This window comes from Olivibacter sitiensis DSM 17696 (genome assembly GCF_000427965.1).
Lineage (GTDB): Bacteria > Bacteroidota > Bacteroidia > Sphingobacteriales > Sphingobacteriaceae > Olivibacter > Olivibacter sitiensis.
In genome coordinates, this window is the sequence record NZ_ATZA01000018.1 from 49807 (window position 1) to 73042 (window position 23236).

Below are 23236 nucleotides of genomic sequence, written 5' to 3' on the forward strand. Positions count from 1 at the left end.
GTAGGGACATTCATAGCAGCAGGGATAGCACGCTACACTGTCCCCCTTTGGGGGGCGTGGTGGCCCTGAGTATTGGGAGGGGGAGGTGAAACATATCCAGGAGCTTGCGGACGGTTGAGATTGTGGCGCAGGCAGGCGGAACTATGCAGGGCGGCCTTGAGCAATTGGCGTTAAGAATGCCGATGGCCAGTGGATATGCTGGTTGAATGCAGCTTTGGCCGATAGCAAACTGTAACAGTGCCAAAGCCTAGCGTTCAACGTGCAGTTGCCATCGGTATTTAGCCAAATTGGTCACAGCCGCAAAAGCGTTCTTTGTTTACTTTCTTTGGCGTTTGCAAAGAAAGTAAAAGCCCTGGCCCGGCTTGAGGGCCGGAAAGGAAAGAGCGAAGGGCGTTGCGATGCAGGGCGACCTCGGAAAAACGGTAAACTAGAAACGTCCTTTCGGGAAACGGGTATTTTGGTCAATTTGTGCACAGTGATAGGTAAAATATAGGATAGATTTGTGGGATATTGTGCTAGTTTTGCTTCTTTTGATAAGTACGGACATCGCAATGAATTTATCTCTTAAAATAGGTGCAGTAATAGGTTTCCTCTTTATGGGCAGCGAGCTGTTGGGGCAGTCGGTAGAGCGCTTTCGGCCAAGCCATCAAGAGATGGTGGAGCGCTACGCGCGGGCCATGGAGTTGGACAGCCTCAGCAAGGATATCGTGTACAAATATACCGTAGACGCCCATTGGGCCGCCGATGGGAATTCCTTCTGGTACGAGAACAAGCTGATGGGCAATACCTCCGAATATATAGAGATACAGGCAGCAACGGGGAAGCGGAGCACACTGGTCTCGGCACCTCGGCAGGACGAGCTCCAGCAAGGGCCAAGGCCTAGGCGCCGAAGGCAGCAGACAGATTTTGTGCATGGCTCCCAGTCGCCCGATGGGCAATGGGAAGCCTTTATGGAAAAAGGCAATCTCTTTGTGAAGGGAACAGCCAGCGGGCAGGTGAAGCAGTTGACAAAAGATGGCACCGAGGCCGACCCTTACGGTTACATGGTCTGGAGTCCTAATGGCAAGTACCTAGCGGGCTACAAGGTGCACCCCGTAAAAGATTCACTGGTTTATTATATACTTACTGCCGAGCCGGGCACCACAAGGGGGCAGCTACGCTCACAGCCCTACAAGCAGCCTGGCGATCCGTTTACCAGCTACGAGCCCCATGTGTTCCTGGTGGAGGAGGGGAAAGCCCTCAAGGTGGATGCCGAGCTTGTGGACTTTGGCCAGGCGCCTGAATTTCACTGGCGCAGCGACGATGCGCGGTATTTCTTTTACGAAAAGTTCGACCGTGGGCACCAGCGCTTTCGCTTGATGCAGGTAGATGCCCAAACGGGCAAGGCAGTGGCCATGGTGGATGAGCAAACGAAAACCTTTATCTACCACGACAGGCAGTTGGCCTACTATCCCAAGGGAACCAACTGGTACATCCGCTCCTCCGAAAAGGATGGCTGGAGGCACTTATACTTGGTAGATTTAGCCACGGGACAGGAAAAGGCCATCACCAGTGGAAGCTGGGTAGTGCGGGATGTGGACAGCATTGATGTGGTGGGCAAAAAAATCTGGTTCAGTGCCAGCGGGATGCATGAGGGCGAAGATCCCTACCACGTGCACCACTACCGCATAGGACTTGATGGAAAAGGGTTGCTGGCCCTGACGCCCGAGTCTGCTAACCATACGGTGACCTTCTCGCCAGATAAGAAGTACTTTATAGACAACTACTCCACGGTGAATACGCCGCCTAGGACCGCGCTGCGTCGCGCGAGCGACGGCAAGGAGATAACCTTGCTGGAAGAGGCCGATGTAACAGACTACAAGCGTTTGGGATTCCAAGCGCCCGAAGTGTTCGTGGCCAAGGCCAGGGATGGCTTGACGGATATATGGGGTATCGTGAGTAAGCCATCGGACTACGACCCCGCCAAGAAGTACCCCGTGCTGGAAAACATCTATGCTGGCCCTCATGATTCTTTCGTGCCCAAGTCTTTTGTTCCCTATAGCGAGATGCAGAGCCTAGCAGAGCTGGGCTTTATTGTGGTGATGATAGATGGCATGGGCACGGCCAATCGGTCCAAGGCATTCCACGACCTATGCTGGCAAAACCTGGAGGATGCAGGACTGGAAGACCGAGAGCTATGGATCAAGGCCCTGGCGCGGAAATACCCTTATGTAGATGCCGAAAGGGTGGGGATCTACGGTACCTCTGCCGGTGGGCAGAATACGGTGACGGCGCTGCTGCACCATGGCGATTTTTACAAGGCGGGGGTGGCTGCCTGTGGCTGCTATGACAATAGGGTAGACAAGCAGTGGTGGAACGAGCAATGGATGGGCTATCCCGTGGGCAAGCACTACGAAGAGCAATCCAACGTGACTAATGCGCACCTATTGCAAGGTAATTTGATGCTCATCGTGGGCGAGGCCGATACTAATGTGCCGCCCGAGTCGAGCTACCGGGTAGCCGATGCCTTGATAAAGGCGGGTAAGCTGTTCGACTTCCTGCCCGTGCCGGGTATGGGGCACAGCGATGGTGGTCCTTATGGACGCATAAAAAAACGCGAGTTCTTTGTGAAGTACCTGCTGGAGGTGGAGCCGCCAAACTGGAATCAAGGAGAGGTAAGCTTTCGCGGCGAAATGGGCCGCGAACGGTGGTTTTTTAGGTAGATCAGAAAAAACATCCTTCGATATGTTGTAGGAATATGCTGTGAAAGCATTAATTTTATCGAGTGATGAAAATAAGAAAATGCTTGCTATTGACCTGTACGGTATTCTTTTTTGCTGCACAGTCCCTAAAAGCCCAGTCGGACAAGAAAGTGGTATTTGTCATTGCCGACGGCATATCGGCCGATGCGTTGGAAGGGCAACCCGTACCCAATTTGAGGCGTTTGATCCAACAAGGCAGTTACTATAGGGCCTATCAAGGTGGCGAGAAGGACGGATATTCCGAGTCGCCCACCATATCTGCCGTGGGGTACAACAATGTGCTCACCGGCGTCTGGTACAACAAGCACAACGTACCGGACAACGACATAAAGGCACCAAACTATAACTATCCCACTATCTTCCGGTTGTTCAGGGATAGTTTTCCCGACGGAAAGATTGGTGTATTTTCCAGCTGGGAAGACAACCGCACCAAACTGATAGGAGAGGGGCTGCCACAGACCGGCGGTATAAAAATGGACTATGCCTTTGATGGACTGGAGTTGGACACCCTAAATTATCCGCACGACAAGGAACGGCAATTTATGTCACAAATAGACGAGGCGGTAGTGGCACGTGCCGCTCAGACCATCGAAAAAGACGCGCCCGATCTAAGCTGGGTGTACCTGGAGTATACCGACGATATGGGGCATATGTACGGAGATAGCCCCCAGTATGCCGATGCCATCGCCCGTATGGATGGGCAGATAGGGAAACTGCTTGCAGCTATCGACAAAAGGGAGAAAGAGCATGGCGAAGAGTGGTTGTTGATCGTAACAACCGATCATGGGCGTGATGAAAAGACAGGTAAATACCACGGTGGGCAGTCGTACAGGCAGCGCTCGGGATGGATAGCCAGCAACAAGGTTTTAGAGAACGCCTATTCGCTATAGCTCTACCCCGCTGCTGTGGATATATTGCCCACGATAGCCCGTTTTCTGAATATGCAGATTCCGCAGGGGAACCAGAGAGAATTGGATGGGATTGCCCTCTTTGGGCCGGTTTCCTTGGCCAGCCCCCAAGCCCATCATTTCCAAGATAAGCTGGATATTACTTGGATACCCTTGGAGCAAGAGGGAGAAGTGAAGATTTACCTGAGTACGACCAACAAGATCAAAGAGGGCGGAAAGGACGAATACCAGCCGCTAGGTACCTTCCCTTTAAAGGATAAGCATGCCGTTGTTTCCGTCAAGGAGTGGCCATCTTCTTTTTACAAGCTGGTACTCGAAGGTCCACACAATACGGTGAATCGCTGGGTAATTGTGAAGTGAGGCATAAATTGAATTTAAAGAAAAGAGGTTGTCTCCTATCTTTGTCAAAGACAAATGTAGAAGACAACCCCAGTATCTTTCCTCTTAACCTTTAAAATCCATAGCGCAGCCCCAGCTGGAACTGATATGGATTGCCCGAGGGGTTGACAATGCCCGAGTTGTTGACACGGTAGTTAAACCTGCGATTGGCCGTGTCGAAATTGGGTAGGTCTTCGGCAGGAACACCTAAGGCGTAAAGTGCCTGATTGCCCAGGGATTCATTGACTCCCCAAGATCTTTTGAAGAGATTGGCCACGTTGAATATATCTACGGAAAGCTCTATGTTGTGCGTCTTATGCACATAGAACTTCTTGGTGACGCGCAGATCCACGATGCCATAGAAGCCGTTGATACCACCATTGCGCTCTGCAATTTGACCGCTGTACTGGATGATATAATCTTTTAAGCTTTGACTGGCCTCTGGATTGTCGAGAAGTGCTTGCAAGCCCGATACAATATTGGCTGGCGTACTCGCGTCGTTTCTGTCGAAGATAAAGGCGAGGTCGTTGGTTCCCGCCACAAAATCGCCATTGGTATTGCCACCAGACAATAAACTATAGCGTGTGCCGCCTATACCCGAGTACCTGATACCTATGCTGAAACCACTGAGGGTAGGAAGCGTACCAAAAAATACCACCTTGTTCCGGAAATGATTGTTCGAATAGTTCATCTGGCTCAGATCACGCGGATCATCCCTTACCGGAAGGGAAAGGGTGGCACTGTTGGCCACATTGCCGTTGAACGAGGTATTGTCTTTCGTGTCATTCCACGTGTAACTCACGGTGATGGCACCATCCCTGAAATATTGATAAGTTCCATCTACTACTACGGCATATTGATTCACCTTGCCTTCGCTGTTAAGTTCTAGCACACGGCCAAAACGCTGGCTGATACGTCCCTCTTTCCAGTCGGCAGCGCCGTTGGCTGGCATAGATTCGGCAGGGACAAAAACTCCTCTTCCTCCTTCGTTGCTAAGGGTAAAGAATGGTGTAGCGGCCATATTACGGTCTACATACATGTAATTGTTCCTACCAAGGGTAGCGAAGCCCGTGATACCTACTTTCAACCTGTCCGAGATAAACTTGGTGTACGATAGGTTGGCTTTGTATATCACGGGGATCTTTACATCCGGCCCATAAGTGTTGATGGTGGGTAGCTGAAATTGCTCCATGGTGGGAATGGTGGAAGGATCGTTGCGGTAGCCTACAAAATTGGGTGTTGGCACGTCATTGCCCCTTACGTCGACCGTGGCCAGGTGCTTTCCATCGAAAGTGAGGTTGTTGATGGTAATGTAGTTGTTGATATCGGAGGCGAATATACCGGCTCCAAGACGGATGTAATCGCTATGCTGCTCATTGATATCCCAAGAGAGTTGCAGGCGAGGCTGTATCACAAAGGATTTTAGCCCGTGATCTGTGCGGACGCCCAATTCATCGTAGAGCAATTCATTCAAAGGCGATTTTGGGTAATGGCCGTAGTCGAGACGAAGTCCAGCGGTCATATCAAGGCCTTTGCCCAGTTTGCTTTGCATCTGGCCGTAAAGACCGGCATTGAGTATACCTGCTTTGACACTTGGGTCTGCCACCAAAGGCACTTCTCGGTAATAGGCATAGGGTGTTTTGTTTTGAAAATTCTCCAAAGAAGTAAAGCCGCCACTATTATTGAAATGAAAACGACCGTTTACCTCACTGCCGTAGGTGGAATTGGCATGCGTGTACATGACATCTACGCCAAAGGTATAATTGACTTTGTCCGTGCTATAATAGAGATTGTCTATCAATTGGATCACATTGTTGGTGAAACCTTCTTGCGCAAAGCGATGCCCCCCTAACTGGATGTTAGTCGATCGTGACGCGCCGTCTATTTGGGAAACGATGTTTTCGACTATAGCGCGTGGGATATTTGCCGCTGGCAACTCATCCCCAGGGCTACTTTTCTGATAGGTGTACAGATGCTGCACCTTCAGTTCATTAGTGAGTTTGGGGTTGAGGGAAGTACGCAACGTAGCCAATAGGCTGTTGTCCACGTTCTTGTCATTGCCATACGATTCGTACAGGTTGATCGTGGTATTGTCACCTAGTCCCAGCTTATTGCGATCGCTGGTGAAATTGTCGCGTATCGTCAATAGATTCCTATCGTCGATTTGCCAGTCGATACGCAAGAAAGCAGCATCCGATCCGCGCCTTTTGTCAAACGTTCCATATTGTGGTCCATTGCCCAATCCATATTCCGAACGGCCGATATTCACAAATTCATCCAACGTAGCTCTGGTAATATTAAAACGGCTTTCGTCCGTGGCAGATTGGATATCGGCAATGATGAGTGGTCTGGCGTCACGTTGGTGATCCCAGGCCACAAAGTAGTGCAACTTGTCCTTGATGATGGGGCCGCCCAGTGTGAAGCCGTATTGGTAGGTAGAGAACTCATTGTCCCTGCGGTTGCCTCGAATGTCATAGGGGCTAGAAAGCCAATCTGCCCGGGCATAGGTCCAGGCACTGCCGCTGAGGGTATTGGTTCCCGATTTGGTTACAGCACTTACCGTACCTCCGCCTGCTCTGCCGTAGGTCACGTCATATTGATTGGTCACTACCTTAAACTCGCGCACGGCCTCGATGGATATGGAGTAGGGCGCGCCGCTGCGACTGGTGGTCGAGCCTGCCGAGGTGGGGTTCTTCGCCGTCATCCCATCTATGGTGAAATTTGTGGACGATCCCAATTGGCCGGACAGATTAGTACCACTGCTAAGCGGTGACAGCTCCATCAGCGAGGTAAAGTTTCTGCCATTTACAGGAAGTTGCGTGATGTCTTTGGCAGAGATAGCCGTTGCGGCGCCTATGTTTTCTATTTTGTTTTTCAATCCATCGGCGGTCACTATCACGGCATCGAGACTTTGGGCAGTCTCGTGCATGTTGATGTCTACCCGTACAACATCTCCCTGATTGAGCCTATATCCCGTGCGTACCTGTTCGCTATAGCCGATGAAGGCCACCCGTACCGTATATGGCCCTCCCAAAGGAAGTTCCTTAAAAGTATAATCGCCACTGGAACTGGTGGAAGTCTTTGTGTTGAAGCCTGTCGATTCGTTCCGTATCTGTACGGAAGCTCCCTGTATAGGGCTTCCGCTGTCGTCCACAACCTTGCCCGAGATGGATGCTTGGGTAGTTTGTGCCACCAGTGGAGTCGTAATAACCGCGATAAACTGAAATGCTACCAGTAGAAATGCTGTAAATAGTTTTTTCATATTTTTCTGTTCACTGTTAAATAGTGTAAAATTATAATCGCTGTGTTAAGATAAATGGGCTTGATTGTTATCCTTATATTAATTTAAGATAGAAGCGCATGCCATAGCCATTCACACATAGGTGACAGAATGGGCGGTTCCTAATTGTGAGGTGCCAGCAGAAAAACATTTGCAAAATTCAGTTCTATTGCCAATATTTGTCTTTACCAATTAGTCTATATAATTATAGGGGCATGATGAAATTTCTGACCTAGATAATTTTTAGATGAAAAATTACTACAGTGAGCGATCTGAACAATTGTTTAAGAGATACTATCCCAGACTCTGCCATTTTGCGTGGCAATTGACGGGAGGTAAGACTGATGTAGAAGATGTGGTACAAGATGCGTTCCTTGTGCTGTGGGAAAAGCGGTCAACTATTTCGGACAGCGACATTGCTATAAAAAATTTTTTGTATACCACGGTAAAAAATAGCTGCCTGAACCTGTATAGGCGAGCAAAAGTGGTAGACCGCTACTTGGACAGGACACCTATCAGCGAGCAAGAGGAGCCGCTGATCATGGAGAAGATTATTCGGTCGGAAGTGCTGGCCGAAGTTTGCCGCATCGTAGATACGATGCCGCATGCTTGTCAAGAAGTTTTTCGCCTAGGATACCTCGAAGGTTTAAATAATGCTGAAGTGGCGGAACGTTTGGGCGTGAGCGTAAATACCATTAAAACCCAAAAGCAGCGAGGTCTTCGCATTTTAAGAACGAAACTGGATCCCGGTTTTTTCCTTATTTTACTTTCTTTATTACAAGAGCGATAATTTTTAAAATTTTTGTCACCCTAAATCCTTTTGTTGGTTTCTTTATAGTAGATGAAGCCAGAACTATATCATATTGCTAAACGCATAACCCGTTTCCTGAAAAAGGAATTGTCTCCAGTAGAAGAAGAGCAGCTGAATGTTTGGTTGGAAGCGGACGAATCCAATAGAAAGTTGATGGATAGCTTTAAAGGCGCTACTTCTTTGGCGGATTTATCCTATATGCGGAGCCTTTCTACAGATAAGGCATGGGATATACAGCAGCGTGCAAGAAAGAGGAAAAGACGCTTGCGAGCCTTGTACTATTCATTGCCCGTAGCAGCCAGTGTGCTATTGCTGTATTTCATAGGCCTATTTCAGCCTCGTACCGATACCTATACCGAGAGTAACATGGTTTTTCTAAAAGGAGGAGTGGATATTCTGCCAGGTAGCTCCAAGGCTACTTTGAAACTGTCCGATGGAAGTACGGTGCAACTGGGTGACACGCATGGCGACATCAGGGAAAAAAACGGTGTTCACATTAAAACGGACAACGAAAGATTAAATTACGAATCCGCACAACCTGCGGTGGAACCGCTTTACCATACCCTGATAGTTCCCAAAGGGGGCATGTATAGCATTACACTATCTGACGGCACAAGCGTAGTCATGAATTCCATGTCCGAGTTGGTTTTTCCGGTTGCGTTTAGTGGCGACAGGCGAGAGGTACAGCTAAAGGGCGAAGCTTATTTCGACGTGGCTCCCAACGTTAAGGCACCCTTTTTCGTACAGGTGGGAGGCACGAACATTGAAGTGTTGGGAACCAAGTTCAACGTAAATACCTTTAAACATTTGAAGGCTACCTTGGTAGATGGCGCTATAAAATTAAGCACGAAGAATGAGCAGCAGCTACTGAAACCAGGTGAGGAGGCCAGTTTTCAAAATGGGAAATTCAAGGTGGCAAAAGCCGATGTATATAAAGCCATAGCCTGGAAGAATGGCGAGTTCTATTTTCATGATGACGACCTCAATGTGATCATGGATCAACTCGCCAATTGGTATGACGTACAGGTGGCCTACGAGGGGCCAGTAGATTTCAGCGAACAGTATTCAGGAAGTATCTCCAGGCAGGAAAAATTATCACAAGCACTGGAAATGCTGGCTTTTGCAAGCGGCGCCAAATTTAATATTGATGCTGGCAACAGTACTATTAGCGTTTCTTATAAACAACCATATAAAACATTAAAATCACAATGAAAGAAAATCACAATACCCACCCCACGTGAACGAGTAAAAAAAAACGGGAGTGTTGGCAGCACTCCCGATACTTAAGACTAATGTGAAAAATGTAGTTCTCGTTATTAACCTTAATACCGCAAATTTATGCATTACTTTTTATTTGGCAACAAGACATCCACTTTGTTGCATAAAGTGGATGGACGTGCCATGTACTTGGCCATGAAGATCAACCTAGTATTGTTTTTGATGACGATCATGTTGGTGCATGCAGAAAGCAGAGCGCAGAAAATCAGCATTTCCGCGCAAAATAAACCCATTGAGTGGTTCTTTGAACAAATTAGCCGACAAACAAGCTACCGTTTTCTATACAAGAGCGAGATAGTCCGTCAGGCTAAACCCATGAGTATCCATGTAAAGGACGCTGATGTGGAGGATATATTAAGAAAGATTGCTTCCGTGCAAGGCTTTCAGTATAAGATCTTTTCCAACACGATTTCCATTTCCTTAACGGAGAAAATGGGAGGAGAAACCGCTTCGGAAGAGCCTTATAAGCAACAAGAAATCATAGTGACCGGAACGGTGCGAAGTACTGCGGGCGAGGTGTTGTCGCAAGCCACTGTAAATATCAAGGGAATGAGTGGTAGGGGAACAAAGACGGATGCGACAGGTAAGTTTAGGCTGGCTGTTCCCAAAGGATCTATCTTGACCGTCTCTTATATCGGTTTCAAGACGAAAGAGCTGGAAGTAAGTGAAAGTGGAGATCTTAATATAGAACTGGCAGAAGATGATGCGCTGTTGAGTGAGGTGGTCATTGTGGGATATGGTGAACAGAGCAGGAAAACCGTCACAAGTGCGATAACGAGCGTATCGGCCGAACAACTAAAAGATGTTCCGATGCCTAGCCCCGACCAAATGCTGCAGGGTAGGGCACCTGGCGTTCAGGTTACTGCCGCTTCGGGTGAGCCCGGTGGCGGTATACTGGTACGCGTGCGGGGTAGCACGTCCATAAATGCCAGTTCGGAACCGCTCTACGTGATTGACGGCGTTCCAATTATGGCGGACAATCTGGCGAGAACATCTTTCGGACAGCCCACCAATGCCTTGGCCGACTTAAATCCCTCCGATATCGAATCCATGGAAATACTGAAAGATGCCGCTGCTACGGCCATATACGGTGCACGTGCGGCCAATGGCGTGGTATTGATTACAACCAAAAGAGGAAAGTCCGGCAAGGCTACCATAGTCATTTCTTCTTATGGCGGGATATCCGAAGCATGGAGAGACCCGAGTGAATTAAGAGTGGATGGCCCTACCACCGAATTATTGCGGAATGAGGCCAGTGCCAACAACTGGATAGATCGCTACGGCAGCCTCGAGGCCTTGGACGCAGCGGGCAATGCCTACTCGGCGCCTTACGCAGATCCCGCAAATGCCATCAATACCAATTGGCTAGACTATATCATGCAAAAAGGTCCCGTATACAATATTGATGCCTCTATTTCGGGGGGTAACGAACGCATACGCTACATGGTGTCGGCCAATAATTTTGATCAAGATGGCATCATGAAACTGGTGAATTTTAAACGGAGATCGTTTAGGACCAACTTGGATTTTTCGGCTTCCGATAAGCTGAAGTTCGGTACCAGTTTCTTTTATTCCAATAGCCGAAGGAACCGGATCCAAAATGGCAATAGTACTAGCTCGGCATTGGCCAATGCCTTCTTTTATCCATCAAATGTACCTGCATATAACGAAGATGGATCTTATAACAAATACCTGTGGGAGAGTCCACTGGCTATCGTCAATGAGACTGACTACCTAATGGACAACACACGCATCATTGGAAATTTCTTTGCCGACTGGACCATCGTTAAGAATTTGGTGTTTCGTACTACATGGAGTTTGGACAACAGCTACGTGAAAGAACAAAATTACTCCAATACCAAGATGGTGGCCGGAGCAGCAGTGGGTGGATCGGGCAGCAGCAGCGTAGTAAACGACTTTAACTGGATAAACGAAAATATCTTGAGCTACAGATTTTCGGTCAATGAGGTACACCACTTTGACGCGCTTGCGGGAACTACTTTCCAGAAAAACCGCAATAACTTCACCACGGCTACGGGACAAGGGTTTCCAAGTGACAGTTTCCGTCAGATATCCTCTGCCGCCACACGAAACTCCAGCGGAGACGAGAGTGAGTGGGCCATTGCCTCGGTATTCGGTAGACTTAACTACGACATCAAGCAAAAATACCTGCTCAGCATCAATTTGAGGTACGACGGTTCGTCGCGCTTTGGAGCAAACCACCGCTGGGGAATGTTCCCCTCCGCCTCTGCCGGATGGGTGATGTCCGACGAGGATTTTATGAAGTCGATTTCAACGATATCCATGTTTAAATGGAGAGCAAGCTACGGAGTTACCGGCAATCAGAGCGGAATAGGTAACTATGCTTCCCTGGGCTTGTGGGGTGGACAGCAAGGTGGCTATCGGGGAGGCGGTGGCGTCACGCCTGGTTCAGGAGCCTCTGCAGCATATGGAGAATACCCTGGTTTGAGCCCTGTGCAGCTGGCCAATCCAGACCTGAAATGGGAAACTACGGCCCAACTCAACTTGGGCTTCGATATGGGATTATTTCATGACAGGCTGAGTCTTTCTTTCGACTATTACAATAAACAAACTAAAGACCTCTTGCTAGCGGTACCGGTACCACGTTTCACAGGCTATAGCTCCATCTTGCAAAATTACGGAGAGATTGAGAATAAGGGCTTTGAGTTTGGCATCAATGCAAAGGCGATTAAAAAAGAGGAGTTTAGCTGGGATATTGGCCTCAATGTATCGAGAAACAACAATATGGTCAAGAAACTCGCTTCGCCCTTTAATCAGTTCACAAGAGATTATGTGCGTATAGAAGAAGGTTATCCCCTGGGATCCTTTTATGTGCACGAACAACTTGGTGTAGACCCGCAAACGGGTAATATCATTTGGAATACAGGTGACGACGATGTGTTTAACGTAAACACCGATCGCTTTATATCCGATAAGACAATATGGCCCGATTTTCAGGGGGGGCTGTCCAATAACTTCAGTTATAAGAACTTCGACCTCAGTACGTTCTTGCAATTTAGCTATGGGAACTATGTGTTCAATTACAACCGGTATTTTATGGAACACGGTGGCACGCAGATCTATGGCTTTATGTCGCAACAACTGGATAGGTGGCAAAACCCCGGAGATATTACCGATATCCCAAGAATGGCCAGTGTAAACTACAATACCAATTTCAGGCCTTCTCGCCATATCGAAGATGCCTCTTACCTGAGGTTGAAAAATATTAGTTTGGGTTATACCTTGCAGGGAGATGTAGTCAAGAAGATAGGTGCAAGTCAAGTGCGGTTCTATGTTTCGGGTCAGAACGTGCTCACTTTTACCAAATATAGTGGACTTGACCCGGAAGTGTCGGTAGGTGGCAGTGCGCTTACGCAAGGGATAGACCAAGGGGTGTTGCCTCAACCAAGGCTTTGGTTAGCAGGGTTCAATTTAACATTTTAATATTGCCGAACATGAAAAAAATAACGATAATGGGACTTGGGCTGTTGGCACTGGTAAGTTGCGACAGCATCTTGGATGTGGAACCTGTTTCACAAATATCCGTCAATCAAGCATTTTCTAATCTAAATAGTGCTGAAGGAGTCGTCAATGGTATGTACAATAACCTGCAAACACCATATATGTGGCGAATGCAGGTGATCACCGATGTGGCATCGGACATGTCGCAGCAAACAGACTCTTGGGATGCGTTGATTGCTGCCGATCAATTTGACTGGAGCGTGGACAATTCCGAAGTAGAAGATTTGTACACGTCCATCTACCGATGCATCGATATCGCCAATAACGTAATAGTGAATGTCCCTCAAATGGATATTGCCCAAGCAAACAAAGACGACATGATGGGGCAGGCTTATTGGATAAGAGGGCTGGCCTATTTTGATCTTGCGAGGCTTTTCGGTGGATATCCCAACGTATATGGCAATCTAGGTGTTGTGATTGTCCTTCAGCCATCGATCGGTATAAGCGACGAAGATTTGAGACCGCGCAGTTCGCTAGCAGAAACATATGCACAGGTCGAGTCCGACCTGTTGCAGGCCTTACAGCTGCTACCAGAAAACAGGTCTTCCAGCGCCTTGTCAAAGGCGAAGGCTACGAAGCCCGCCGCTAGGGCATTATTGGCTCGCTACTATTTATATAATCAACAATGGGCGCAAGCAGAACAGTATGCAACCGATGCTATTGCGGGAAAGGGTCTGAATGTGCCATTTGCCTCCATTTTTACCACCGATAATTCGGAAGAAAGCTTATTTGAGCTACAGTTTAACAATACAGACGGCATGGGCTTACGCAACTGGTATTTTCCTTCTACGCTAGGAGGAAGAGGTGGAACGGCATTGCATGCAGCTACTTATGAGGTGGTTATATCCGATCCAGAAGACGTACGTTCTCAGTTTTTGGCACAGCATCCAGTCAACAGAACGTATTATGTAACCAAATGGAGTGATGCACAAAATGCCAATAATTTTCAGCTTTTGAGGCTTGCGGAACAATACCTCATCCGGGCCGAGGCAAGGGCTGAGCAGGGTAATCTAACGGGTGCATTGGCAGATTTGAACGCCGTGCGTACGCGTGCAGGGGTACAGCCTTCCAATGCCTCGGGCGCTGGGCAAATAGTGGAGGCTATTCTGAATGAGCGGAGGTTGGAATTTGTTGGAGAAGGGCAACGTTGGTTTGACGTTATTCGTAAAGGCCTAGGCATGCAAGTCTTCCAAAATATTGTGCGCACTACCGGTAGTCAACCCAGCTATTCGTTGCCAAACGCTGGTAGGCAGGTGATGCCGATTCCTTCGGTAGAAATCAATGCAAATCCAAATATGGAACAAAATGAAGCTTATAGATAGTCCTTATTCCATTTTGTACAATTGCTTGTTTAATAGTTGTTTAATTTTAAGAACCAAGATGAAACAGATGAAATGGTTGCCTTTGGCGGTATACATACTTATCTTTTCTCCAAAAGAGATAAATGCACAATCAATTTCCTTTAATCCCGACTCGACGGTGACAACCGATCACCAAACGACTATCAAAGGAAAGCCTGTGAAATTTCGTGCTACTACCGGCACGCAGCCCGTTTGGGACGATAAGGGAAAAGTGAAGGCGGGTTTGTTCTTTACTTACTATGAGCGTACGGACTTGCCCAAGGACGATAAAAGACCTTTGGTGATTTCTTTCAACGGCGGTCCCGGAGCTGGAGCGCTTTGGATGCGCTTGGGCTATACCGGCCCACATCGTATCAAGATAGACGATGAAGGCTTCCCCATACAGCCTTACGGTGTGGAAGAAAATCCCTATTCCCTTTTGGATGTGGCCGATATTGTCTATGTGGAGCCGGTCAATACAGGCTATTCGAGACCCCTGGGCGATGTGCCCGCAGAAACATTTTTCGGCGTGAAGAATGATATCCAATACCTGGCAAAGTGGCTGTCACACTTCGTTACTCGGAAGAATAAGTGGGCTTCGCCTAAATACCTTATTGGCGAGAGCTATGGCACCACGAGGGTTTCCGGTTTGGCCTTGGAGCTTCAAAGTAGGCACTGGATGTATATCAACGGTGTGGTGCTCGTGTCGCCCACGGGCTTGGGCATTAAGCGCGATGGCCCGGTAGCCGCAGCCAATAGGCTGCCCTATTATACGGCCGTGGCCTGGTACCACAAAAAGCTACCGGCAGCCTTGCAGCAAAAAGACTTGACGGAGATATTGCCGGAGGTCGAGCAATATACTATCAACAGCCTTCTGCCAGCAATCGCCAAAGGAGGCTTTCTGGATGCCGCAGAGAAAAGAAAGGTGGCCGAGCAGATGGCTACCTATATGGGTATAGGGGCGCTGGAAGTCCTGGATTACAATCTCGACGTACCCATGCAATTCTTTTGGAAAGAGCTTTTGAGAAAAGAAGGCTATACGGTAGGTCGTCTGGATTCCAGGTACCTGGGAATAGACAAGATCAATGCCGGAGACAAACCCGACTATGCTCCGGAAAACACGACTTGGCAGCACATCTTCACGCCCGCAAACAATTATTATTATACCAATGTGCTCAACTACCATACCGATGTGGAATACTTGGTGGCCGGCAATACCAGGCCATGGCCTAGGGAAGGGGAACAAGTGGAGACTTCTGGCGACGATCTACGCCAGGCGATGGCCATGAATCCCTTTATGCACGTATTTGTGCAATCGGGCTACTACGATGGCGCCTGCGATTATTTTAACGCACAGTATAACCTCTGGAACCTCGATCCAAGTGGCAAGTTGAAGCCTCGCATGAAATGGAAGGGTTATCGCAGCGGCCATATGATGTACCTGCGCCACGAGGACCTCATCACCGCCAATGAAGACCTAAGGGAATTTATAAAGGCAACCATTCCAGCACAAGGCCAGGCAGCCAAATACACGGTTGGCAATTAGGGATGTTTCATTAAAATTGATGTTGTGATGATTAGAAATATGTTTTTGTGCATCTGTTGCACGATAGTTTCGCTTAGCCATGGTTGGGCGCAGAGAAAGATTTGGGCAGATACCCTTGTTGTTACGGAGCATGAAGTGACCGTTAAGGGTGTTCGATTTGGTTATACGGCAAAGGCCGGGGCGCAACCGGTATGGGATGAGCAAGGGAATGCCATAGCTTCAGTCCATTATATTTATTACCAGCGCAAGGGAATAGCGGATAGAGACACCAGGCCTTTGCTCATTTCTTTCAATGGCGGCCCGGGAACGGCCTCCGTATGGATGCAGATGGCTTACACAGGCCCCAGGCTTCTTAATATTGATGACGAAGGTTATCCGGTACAACCCTATGGTTTTCAGGAAAACCCTTATTCCTTGCTGGATGTGGCGGACATTGTTTATATAGACCCTGTAAACACTGGATATTCCCGCATGACAGATCCTAAGGGAGATAAATCAACTTTCTTTGGCACCAATGCCGATATCAAGTACTTGGCCGAGTGGATAAACACCTTTGTGTCTAGGGAAGATAGGTGGCCGTCTCCAAAATACCTTATAGGTGAGAGCTACGGTACCACGCGCGTGTCGGGCCTGGCTTTGGAGTTGCAGAATGCCCAATGGATGTACCTTAATGGGGTAATTCTAGTCTCGCCCACTGGGCTTGGGCTCGACAGGGGAGGTCCTGCGGCAAAGGCTCTTCGCTGGCCTTACTTTGCTGCCACCGCTTGGTTTCATAAGGCGCAGCCCAACGATTTGCAGCAAAAGGACTTGACGGAAATGTTGCCCGAAGTGGAGGCCTTTGCGCTTAACGAATTGATGCCTGCTTTAGCAAGGGGAGGTAGCCTTAGCCCTGCGGAACGCCAGGCGGTGGCCGAGAAAATGTCCCGTTACTCGGGCCTATCAAGTAAGGTGATTTTGCAGCAAAACTTGGATGTGGAGACCTCTTTCTTCTGGAAAGAGCTGCTCCGGGACAAAGGCTTCACCGTTGGGCGCCTTGACTCCCGCTATCTGGGCATCGATCAAAAAGATGGGGGTGAGCGTCCAGACTATGCTGCTGAATTGACGTCCTGGTTGCACTCCTTCACGCCTGCCATTCACCACTACTACAAAAAGGAGCTGAAGTTCAATACCGACCTGAAATATTACATGTTTGGTCCCGTGCAGCCTTGGGACAGATCAAACGATAAGACGGGCATGAACCTGAGGCAAGCCATGGCGCAAAACCCCTATCTCCATGTACTCGTTCAGTCAGGTTATTACGATGGTGCTTGCGATTATTTCAACGCAAAGTACAATTTATGGCAAATGGATCCGGGCGGCAAGTTGCAGTCGAGGATGGATTGGAAGGGATACCGAAGCGGGCACATGATGTACCTGAGAAAGGAAGACCTGAAGACGGCAAATGAAGACCTTCGGGATTTCATCGCACGGACTATTCCAGGGAAAGGGGTGCCTGCAAAATATGCAATGGACAACAAGAAATAAAGGACGATGAGAAAAATTGGTTTACGGCTGACTTTCCTAATTGCTGCCTGTTCCCTGTGCTTACTGACCCAGGGTCGTCAACGCATTAACCCAGATACCGCTGTGACGACCAAGCACGAGGTAGTCATCAATGGCAAGATGATTAAATTTACCGCGGTGGCCGGTACGCAGCCTGTATGGGACGATTCGGGAAAAGTCATTGCCAGTGTCTTTTATACCTATTATTATAGGGATGATGTGAGCAATAGGGCAACGAGGCCGCTGGCAATATCATTTAATGGCGGCCCAGGAGCGGGGGCATTGTGGATGCGCTTGGGATATACGGGGCCCCATCGGGCAAAGATAGATGATGAGGGCTTTCCCATCCAGCCTTATGGCATTGAGGACAATCCATATTCCTTATTGGATGAGACAGACTTAGTCTATGTGGAGCCGGTGAATACGGGTTATTCCAGACCTTTGAACGGTGCCGCCTTGAGCCAATTTCTGGGCATTAACAATGATTTACGCTATTTGGCCAGTTGGATATCGACTTTCGTACGGCGCCATAACAGATGGATTTCTCCTAAATACCTTATTGGTGAAAGTTATGGAACGTATAGGGTGTCTGGATTGGCATATGAGCTACAGGCCAAGCATTGGATGTATGTGAATGGTGTGGTCTTGGTATCGCCTGGTACCTTGGGCATATGGCGCTATGGCCCAGTGGGCGATGGCAATCTGTTGCCCTATTATGCAGCTACCGCTTGGTACCATAAGAAATTGCCAAATGATCTGCAAAGCTTAGACTTGCTGGATTTGCTGCCACAGGTGGAAAAATATACCGTAGATTCGCTGATACCAGTGCTTGTACGGGGAGGATTTGTAGCGGCCGACAAAAAAACAGCTGTAGCCAAGCAGCTTTCGAGGTATATGGGTATTGATGAGCAGTCTATCCTCGATCATAACCTTGCGGTACCTATGGCATTTTTCTGGAAGGAACTTTTGCGGAGCGAGGGATTCACCATAGGACGATTGGATTCTAGGTATTTGGGGATAGACCGGAAAAATGCGGGCGATAGGCCCGACTATTCTCCCGAAAATACCTCTTGGGAGCATGTATTTGCTCCAGCCAATGGCTACTATATGGAGAATTACCTCAATTACAAGACCGATGTGGAGTATTATGTTTCTGGACATGCTTCTTGGAATCGTTTCGACCTGGAAAACCAAACGGGTGAAAGTTTGCGTAAGGCCATGGCGATGAACCCCTATTTGCATGTGATGGTGCAGTCCGGGTATTACGATGGTGCCACTGACTATTTCAATGCACAGTATAACTTGTGGCAGCTGGATCCCAGCGGTAAACTAAAAGACAGAATGGAGTGGAAAGGCTACAGGAGTGGACATATGATGTATTTAAGAAAAGAGGATCTGAAGACCGCGAATGAAGATCTTAGGGACTTTATCAGAAGAACCATTCCTAAAGATGGGCAACCAGCCATGTATACGCGAAAGGAGGAAACCAATGGTAAATAGACGTTGTATCGTAGCATTGTTACTACTATGCTGTTGTTGTTCGGCATATGTTCTGACGGCACAGACAAAAATGCAGGATGCACCTGCCCGGGCCGAAGGCGACGGCCCTTGGTCACAGTTGATTATTCGAGGAGTAACCCTCATCAATGGCACCTTAGCACCGCCCATCGGCCCGGTGGATATCGTCGTGGAGGGAAATAGAATCAGCCAAGTGGTGACGGTGGGCGCTCCAGGAGTGCCGATAGACGCTAGACGGCGGCCAGTCTTGAAGGAAGGTGGGAAAGAGCTTCAGGCAGAAGGCATGTTCTTGCTCCCCGGTTTTGTGGATACCCATGTACATATAGGCGGTTCGCAAGCGCCTATGGCCGAGTATGTTTTCAAGTTATGGCTGGCCCATGGTGTGACAACGGTACTGGAAGCGGGGTCAATGAACGGTTTGGATTGGGTGTTGAAGCACAAGCGCCAAAGTGAGGCCAACGAGATTACCGCACCCAGAATATTGGCCTATACACGTTTCGGTATGGGAGCCAGTCAGCCCATCAGCACGGAGCAGCAGACGCTTGACTGGGTAAGGCAAAATGCGCAAAAAGGCGCAGATGGGATTAAATTTTTTGGTGCCGAACCCCAGATAATGGAAACTGCCATCAAGGAGAATAAACGTCTTGGCTTGCGATCCAAGGCGCACCATTCGCAAACCTACGTAGGCGGGTGGAATGTGCTGCACAGTGCACGGGCTGGACTCAACTCGATGGAACATCAATACGGTCTCCCGGAAGCTTTGTTCCAAGATCGTAAAGTGCAGGATTATTCCCTGGACTATAACTACCAGAACGAACAAGATCGTTTTGGCGAGGCGGGCCAACTGTGGAAACAGGCTGCGGCACCCTTTTCAGCGCACTGGAATAAGGTGATGGATGAACTTATTGGTCTGGATTTTACGCTTTCTCCCACCTTGGTAATATATGAGGCAAGTAGGGATCTCATGCGTGCACGTCGGGCGGAATGGCATGAGAAATATACCCTTCCGTCCCTTTGGGAATTTTATAAGCCTAACAGACAGGCTCATGGATCCTATTGGTTTTCGTGGGGAACGGAGCAAGAACTGAATTGGAAGGAAAACTATCGGCTCTGGATGACTTTCCTTAATGAATATAAGAATAGAGGAGGACGAGTAACGGTGGGTACCGATGCCGGATTTATCTATGCCCTGTATGGGTTCTCCTATGTTCGCGAGTTGGAACTGCTGCGCGAAGCCGGATTTCACCCGCTTGAAGTGATTCAGGCTGCCACGCTCAATGGCGCACAGTTGGCCGGTATGGAGAGCGATATTGGTTCAGTAGAGGTGGGGAAATTGGCCGATTTTGTCATCGCTGAGGAAAATCCTCTAGCCAATTTGCAAACCCTATATGGTACCGGTGCTATTCGGGTTACCGAAGACAATCGAGTGGTGCGGGTAGGGGGTGTGAAGTACACCATAAAGGATGGCATCATATATGACGCGAAGAAACTGTTGGCAGATGTCGAAAACATCGTGTCGCAAGCCAAGCAATCGGATCAGTACGTGATAAAACAACCTGGAGATGTCGATTGAGCGTAGATTTAAATCATATTTGACCGACTGGTTTAATGTCTTGCACCTTTTGTGATAATAAATAAGGCCCCTTTTGGGGCCTTATTTATTATTTCTGTTCTGCCAGAAGCTCTTCGCCTGTCTTTTGCTTTTTCTTGTCCTTGGGTCTTCTTTTGCCGTAAGAACCATTGACAATCTTTCCTCTCTTGGTTTTTTTATCTCCTTTTCCCATACGAATTGACTCCTTTCTTAAGATGTGAATGAAACAATAAACGACTAAAGAAAGCTAAGTTAGAAATTGTGAGCGGGATTTGCAAATGGGCTGTTTGTTTGTTGTAATACTACTTTAGCTCTTTTCCGTTCCTGTCGATAAAGAAACTGCGCGTGCCAACACGCACCTTGGCTTTATCAGCCATAAACATTTCGGCTTCGTCATACTGAAAAGGGATAACCGTTGTTCCATCCTTGTTCAAAAAGCCATATTTACCATCTTTTAGTGCAAATGCCAAATCGTACGTAAACAAAGATTCTTCCTCAAAAAGCGCTTTGGTCAGTTTCCTGTTAGTAGTATCTATTAGTGCGTAGCGATCGCCTATCTGAGCCCAAATGCGATCTTCTGCAGCAACGAAGATCCCATCGTACTCAACGGGAATGATTTCTTTGCCCTGCTTATTTATTACACCAAATTTGTCGGCGATCGATACCGCGGCCAATCCGGCGAAGAATCCATAGGTGTCTGTATATGTTGGTGGTATCAATTCCTTTCCTTCATCATCCGATACGCCCCACAGAGTGCCATTGTCTGTCCATTGGTAACCGGGAGCCAGAGCATAGTCATCTTCCCCGGCATCTTCGAAATCGGCATTTTCGTCTGTAAGCCACTCTTCGGGCACGGTGAAGAGGCTATCGTCTACCAGTTCTTCTTTTACTGTTTTGGCTTGAATGCCTATTTCCATGCCGTTGGTCAGGGTACCGATGCCTAGGGCCATACCGGGTATACGATCCAGGTAATTGTATTCGCCCCATACCAATTTGGGTAAAGCAGGAGCGTACCAAATGACGAGGTCTTGTTGGGCATCGCCAGCCTGAAAACGTAAGGTGGCCTTTTTGCAGGAGATACCCGCTATCTGCTTGGTCTGTCCGTCCAGTACCAATTGACCGTCGTCGCTACTCATTGTGATCAGGCTGTCGCCTTGTAATTCACTTTGGATCGCGGGACTGGCTATCGGTACGCGATAAGCCGATTGGGACGCTGGATAGATGATGTAGGACGAGCTGTCTGCCCAATGAGTTATCTGCGTGTAGTCTGCCAATCCAGCCTGCTCTATTCGCTGATGATCTGGTGTGGCATAAGCCTTAAGGATTGTTTTGCCACTGTCTGCGCCCATCATAGCTTGGGCAAGCTCCATCATGGCCATGGCGCTTGAGTCGCTTTCGCTCATTCCGTTCGTAGCGGGACGCATATCCATCTGATATTCTATTATCCACGCCTTTGTACCGTTCTTGCTCTGTCCCCTGGCTGTGAAGACAATTGAAAATAAAGCTATACTAACTAGAAATAGTATATGCTGGCGATACGAGAAATAACTGGTTAACATTTTCATGCTGCAAGAATACCATTTTCTACCCTTTTTCGAAATAGTGGTTTTTGGCTATTTTATTGCTTTCTCAAATCTCCCATCGCTCGCAGGCAGACAGGAAGTTTCCCTCCACATCCACGCCTATGCCTATGGCATCTTCTGGTATGCTCACATGATAGCCTTTAAACTGTACTCCTCCAATTACGGGATCCTGTAGGTGCCCTATAAGGCAAGTGTCCATGTCATAATAGATCACCCCGGGGCAGGCATAGGCAAAATGAACCTTCGCTGTGAGCGCTACCCGGCTTTCCAGCATGCCGCCTATCATGCAAGGGATTTTGTGGGCTGAGGCTACCTCGTGGATGCGTAAAGCTTCACGTAGACCGCCAGACTTGGCCAGCTTGATGTTGATGGAATCGCAAGACTCATTGGCAATGAGCCTCTCGGCATCGTGGTGGTCATAACAGCTTTCGTCTGCCATGATGGGAATGCTGGTTTCTTCCAATAAACGCGGAAGTAGATAGTCATTGTAAGTGCGCATAGGCTGCTCGCAAAACTGTATCTCATATTTCTCCAGCCCACGCAGGGCAATAATGGCATCGGCATAGCTCCAGCCTTGATTAGCGTCGATGCGAAGGGCGATGTCCATACCAATAGCGTTACGTATGGCAGCGATGCGGTCGACATCCTCCTCAGGCTTTTTTCCCAGTTTTACTTTTATGACCGACGCACCATTTTGTTTGAAAGAAGATGCTTTGGTGGCCATTCCCTCCGGCGTGCCAATGCCTACCGTGATGTCGCTTTCTATGGGCTTTGGAGTGCCGCCCAAGAAACGATACAACGGTTGGTTGGCATGTTTGGCTGCGATGTCATAAAGAGCCATGTCAAAGGCACTTTTGATGGTGGTGTTCCTCGCGATGTAGCCGTCCAGTTCTGCCAAGCGCTCTTCTAAGGCCAATGGGTTTTTGCCTTTCCATATTTTTGCAAAGTCTCTTGCTAGTACTAGGCAGGTCTCTTGGGTCTCACCCACGATCATGGGAAAGGCCGAACACTCGCCAATACCGATCAGGCCGCTATCCGTATATATCTTGATCAACGTGTTCTGCGCATAGTCCATGATGCCCGTGGCAATGGCAAAAGGCTCCATGGGAATACTGAAACGGTAAATTTCTGTTTTAATTATCTGCATGTTGTGCTGATTTACGCGGGCAAATTACTA

General features: G+C 48.3%; 15 protein-coding genes. 11 read left to right on the top strand and 4 right to left on the bottom strand.

The genetic code is table 11. The features are described from left to right. Positions 1 to 551 precede the first annotated feature (551 nt). From A37S_RS24455 to A37S_RS27985, 3 genes are all read left to right on the top strand, one after another. Positions 552 to 2702 carry a S9 family peptidase gene (locus A37S_RS24455; RefSeq protein WP_051293040.1) on the top strand — a complete coding sequence of 717 codons (2151 nt, stop codon included), beginning with the start codon at positions 552 to 554 and terminating at the stop codon, positions 2700 to 2702. A 65-nt stretch (positions 2703 to 2767) separates the two neighbouring features. Then, on the top strand, positions 2768 to 3631 hold the full coding sequence (locus A37S_RS24460; protein ID WP_245586359.1) for an alkaline phosphatase family protein: 864 nt from the start codon (positions 2768 to 2770) through the stop codon (positions 3629 to 3631). Between the two features lie 15 nt (positions 3632 to 3646). After that, positions 3647 to 4009: a hypothetical protein gene (locus tag A37S_RS27985; RefSeq protein WP_245586360.1), complete on the top strand. Its 363-nt coding sequence runs from the start codon at positions 3647 to 3649 to the stop codon at positions 4007 to 4009. Positions 4010 to 4100: 91 nt separating this feature from the next. Here the strand turns inward: A37S_RS27985 and A37S_RS0111205 are convergent, their stop codons facing one another. Continuing rightward, complete coding sequence (locus A37S_RS0111205; protein WP_028297057.1) at positions 4101 to 7289, bottom strand: TonB-dependent receptor; 3189 nt, start codon at positions 7287 to 7289, stop codon at positions 4101 to 4103. 265 nt (positions 7290 to 7554) lie between these two features. On the opposite strand from A37S_RS0111205, the gene A37S_RS0111210 reads away from it, so the two are divergent. The 8 genes from A37S_RS0111210 to A37S_RS0111245 all read left to right on the top strand — a co-directional run bounded on the left by A37S_RS0111210 (position 7555) and on the right by A37S_RS0111245 (position 20458). Beyond that, a complete protein-coding gene (locus tag A37S_RS0111210) occupies positions 7555 to 8097 on the top strand; it encodes an RNA polymerase sigma-70 factor (protein WP_028297058.1) in 543 nt (180 codons plus the stop codon). A 51-nt stretch (positions 8098 to 8148) separates the two neighbouring features. Further along, positions 8149 to 9330, top strand: a complete 1182-nt coding sequence (locus A37S_RS24465) for a FecR family protein (RefSeq protein WP_051293042.1) — start codon at positions 8149 to 8151, stop codon at positions 9328 to 9330. A gap of 126 nt (positions 9331 to 9456) precedes the next feature. Beyond that, positions 9457 to 12861 (top strand): TonB-dependent receptor, encoded by a 3405-nt coding sequence (locus A37S_RS0111220; protein ID WP_211229772.1) that lies wholly within the window; start codon positions 9457 to 9459, stop codon positions 12859 to 12861. A gap of 11 nt (positions 12862 to 12872) precedes the next feature. Continuing rightward, positions 12873 to 14261: a RagB/SusD family nutrient uptake outer membrane protein gene (locus A37S_RS0111225; RefSeq protein WP_036602289.1), complete on the top strand. Its 1389-nt coding sequence runs from the start codon at positions 12873 to 12875 to the stop codon at positions 14259 to 14261. A gap of 58 nt (positions 14262 to 14319) precedes the next feature. Then, positions 14320 to 15825 (top strand): S10 family peptidase, encoded by a 1506-nt coding sequence (locus A37S_RS0111230; RefSeq protein ID WP_211229773.1) that lies wholly within the window; start codon positions 14320 to 14322, stop codon positions 15823 to 15825. Between the two features lie 27 nt (positions 15826 to 15852). Further along, positions 15853 to 17349, top strand: coding sequence for a S10 family peptidase (locus tag A37S_RS0111235; RefSeq protein WP_028297062.1), 1497 nt, complete (start codon positions 15853 to 15855; stop codon positions 17347 to 17349). Between the two features lie 6 nt (positions 17350 to 17355). Beyond that, on the top strand, positions 17356 to 18867 hold the full coding sequence (locus tag A37S_RS0111240; protein WP_028297063.1) for a S10 family peptidase: 1512 nt from the start codon (positions 17356 to 17358) through the stop codon (positions 18865 to 18867). A gap of 70 nt (positions 18868 to 18937) precedes the next feature. Continuing rightward, positions 18938 to 20458 (top strand): amidohydrolase family protein, encoded by a 1521-nt coding sequence (locus tag A37S_RS0111245; protein WP_211229774.1) that lies wholly within the window; start codon positions 18938 to 18940, stop codon positions 20456 to 20458. Between the two features lie 88 nt (positions 20459 to 20546). Here the strand turns inward: A37S_RS0111245 and A37S_RS26665 are convergent, their stop codons facing one another. The 3 genes from A37S_RS26665 to A37S_RS0111260 all read right to left on the bottom strand — a co-directional run bounded on the left by A37S_RS26665 (position 20547) and on the right by A37S_RS0111260 (position 23206). Beyond that, positions 20547 to 20669 carry a 30S ribosomal protein THX gene (locus A37S_RS26665; protein WP_084163869.1) on the bottom strand — a complete coding sequence of 41 codons (123 nt, stop codon included), beginning with the start codon at positions 20667 to 20669 and terminating at the stop codon, positions 20547 to 20549. A 109-nt stretch (positions 20670 to 20778) separates the two neighbouring features. Next, positions 20779 to 22041, bottom strand: coding sequence for a WG repeat-containing protein (locus tag A37S_RS0111255; RefSeq protein WP_028297065.1), 1263 nt, complete (start codon positions 22039 to 22041; stop codon positions 20779 to 20781). Between the two features lie 64 nt (positions 22042 to 22105). Next, positions 22106 to 23206, bottom strand: a complete 1101-nt coding sequence (locus A37S_RS0111260; RefSeq protein WP_028297066.1) for a mandelate racemase/muconate lactonizing enzyme family protein — start codon at positions 23204 to 23206, stop codon at positions 22106 to 22108. Positions 23207 to 23236: the final 30 nt, after the last annotated feature.

What these genes read in the sequence shown, in the direction of transcription:
- A37S_RS24455 (WP_051293040.1), top strand. Translation starts at nt 552, where the DNA reads ATGAATTTATCTCTTAAAATAGGTGCAGTAATAGGTTTCCTCTTTATG.
- A37S_RS24460 (WP_245586359.1), top strand. Translation starts at nt 2,768, where the DNA reads ATGAAAATAAGAAAATGCTTGCTATTGACCTGTACGGTATTCTTTTTT.
- A37S_RS0111205 (WP_028297057.1), bottom strand. Translation starts at nt 7,289, where the DNA reads ATGAAAAAACTATTTACAGCATTTCTACTGGTAGCATTTCAGTTTATC.
- A37S_RS0111210 (WP_028297058.1), top strand. Translation starts at nt 7,555, where the DNA reads ATGAAAAATTACTACAGTGAGCGATCTGAACAATTGTTTAAGAGATAC.
- A37S_RS24465 (WP_051293042.1), top strand. Translation starts at nt 8,149, where the DNA reads ATGAAGCCAGAACTATATCATATTGCTAAACGCATAACCCGTTTCCTG.
- A37S_RS0111220 (WP_211229772.1), top strand. Translation starts at nt 9,457, where the DNA reads ATGCATTACTTTTTATTTGGCAACAAGACATCCACTTTGTTGCATAAA.
- A37S_RS0111225 (WP_036602289.1), top strand. Translation starts at nt 12,873, where the DNA reads ATGAAAAAAATAACGATAATGGGACTTGGGCTGTTGGCACTGGTAAGT.
- A37S_RS0111230 (WP_211229773.1), top strand. Translation starts at nt 14,320, where the DNA reads ATGAAACAGATGAAATGGTTGCCTTTGGCGGTATACATACTTATCTTT.
- A37S_RS0111235 (WP_028297062.1), top strand. Translation starts at nt 15,853, where the DNA reads ATGATTAGAAATATGTTTTTGTGCATCTGTTGCACGATAGTTTCGCTT.
- A37S_RS0111240 (WP_028297063.1), top strand. Translation starts at nt 17,356, where the DNA reads ATGAGAAAAATTGGTTTACGGCTGACTTTCCTAATTGCTGCCTGTTCC.
- A37S_RS0111245 (WP_211229774.1), top strand. Translation starts at nt 18,938, where the DNA reads ATGCAGGATGCACCTGCCCGGGCCGAAGGCGACGGCCCTTGGTCACAG.
- A37S_RS26665 (WP_084163869.1), bottom strand. Translation starts at nt 20,669, where the DNA reads ATGGGAAAAGGAGATAAAAAAACCAAGAGAGGAAAGATTGTCAATGGT.
- A37S_RS0111255 (WP_028297065.1), bottom strand. Translation starts at nt 22,041, where the DNA reads ATGAAAATGTTAACCAGTTATTTCTCGTATCGCCAGCATATACTATTT.
- A37S_RS0111260 (WP_028297066.1), bottom strand. Translation starts at nt 23,206, where the DNA reads ATGCAGATAATTAAAACAGAAATTTACCGTTTCAGTATTCCCATGGAG.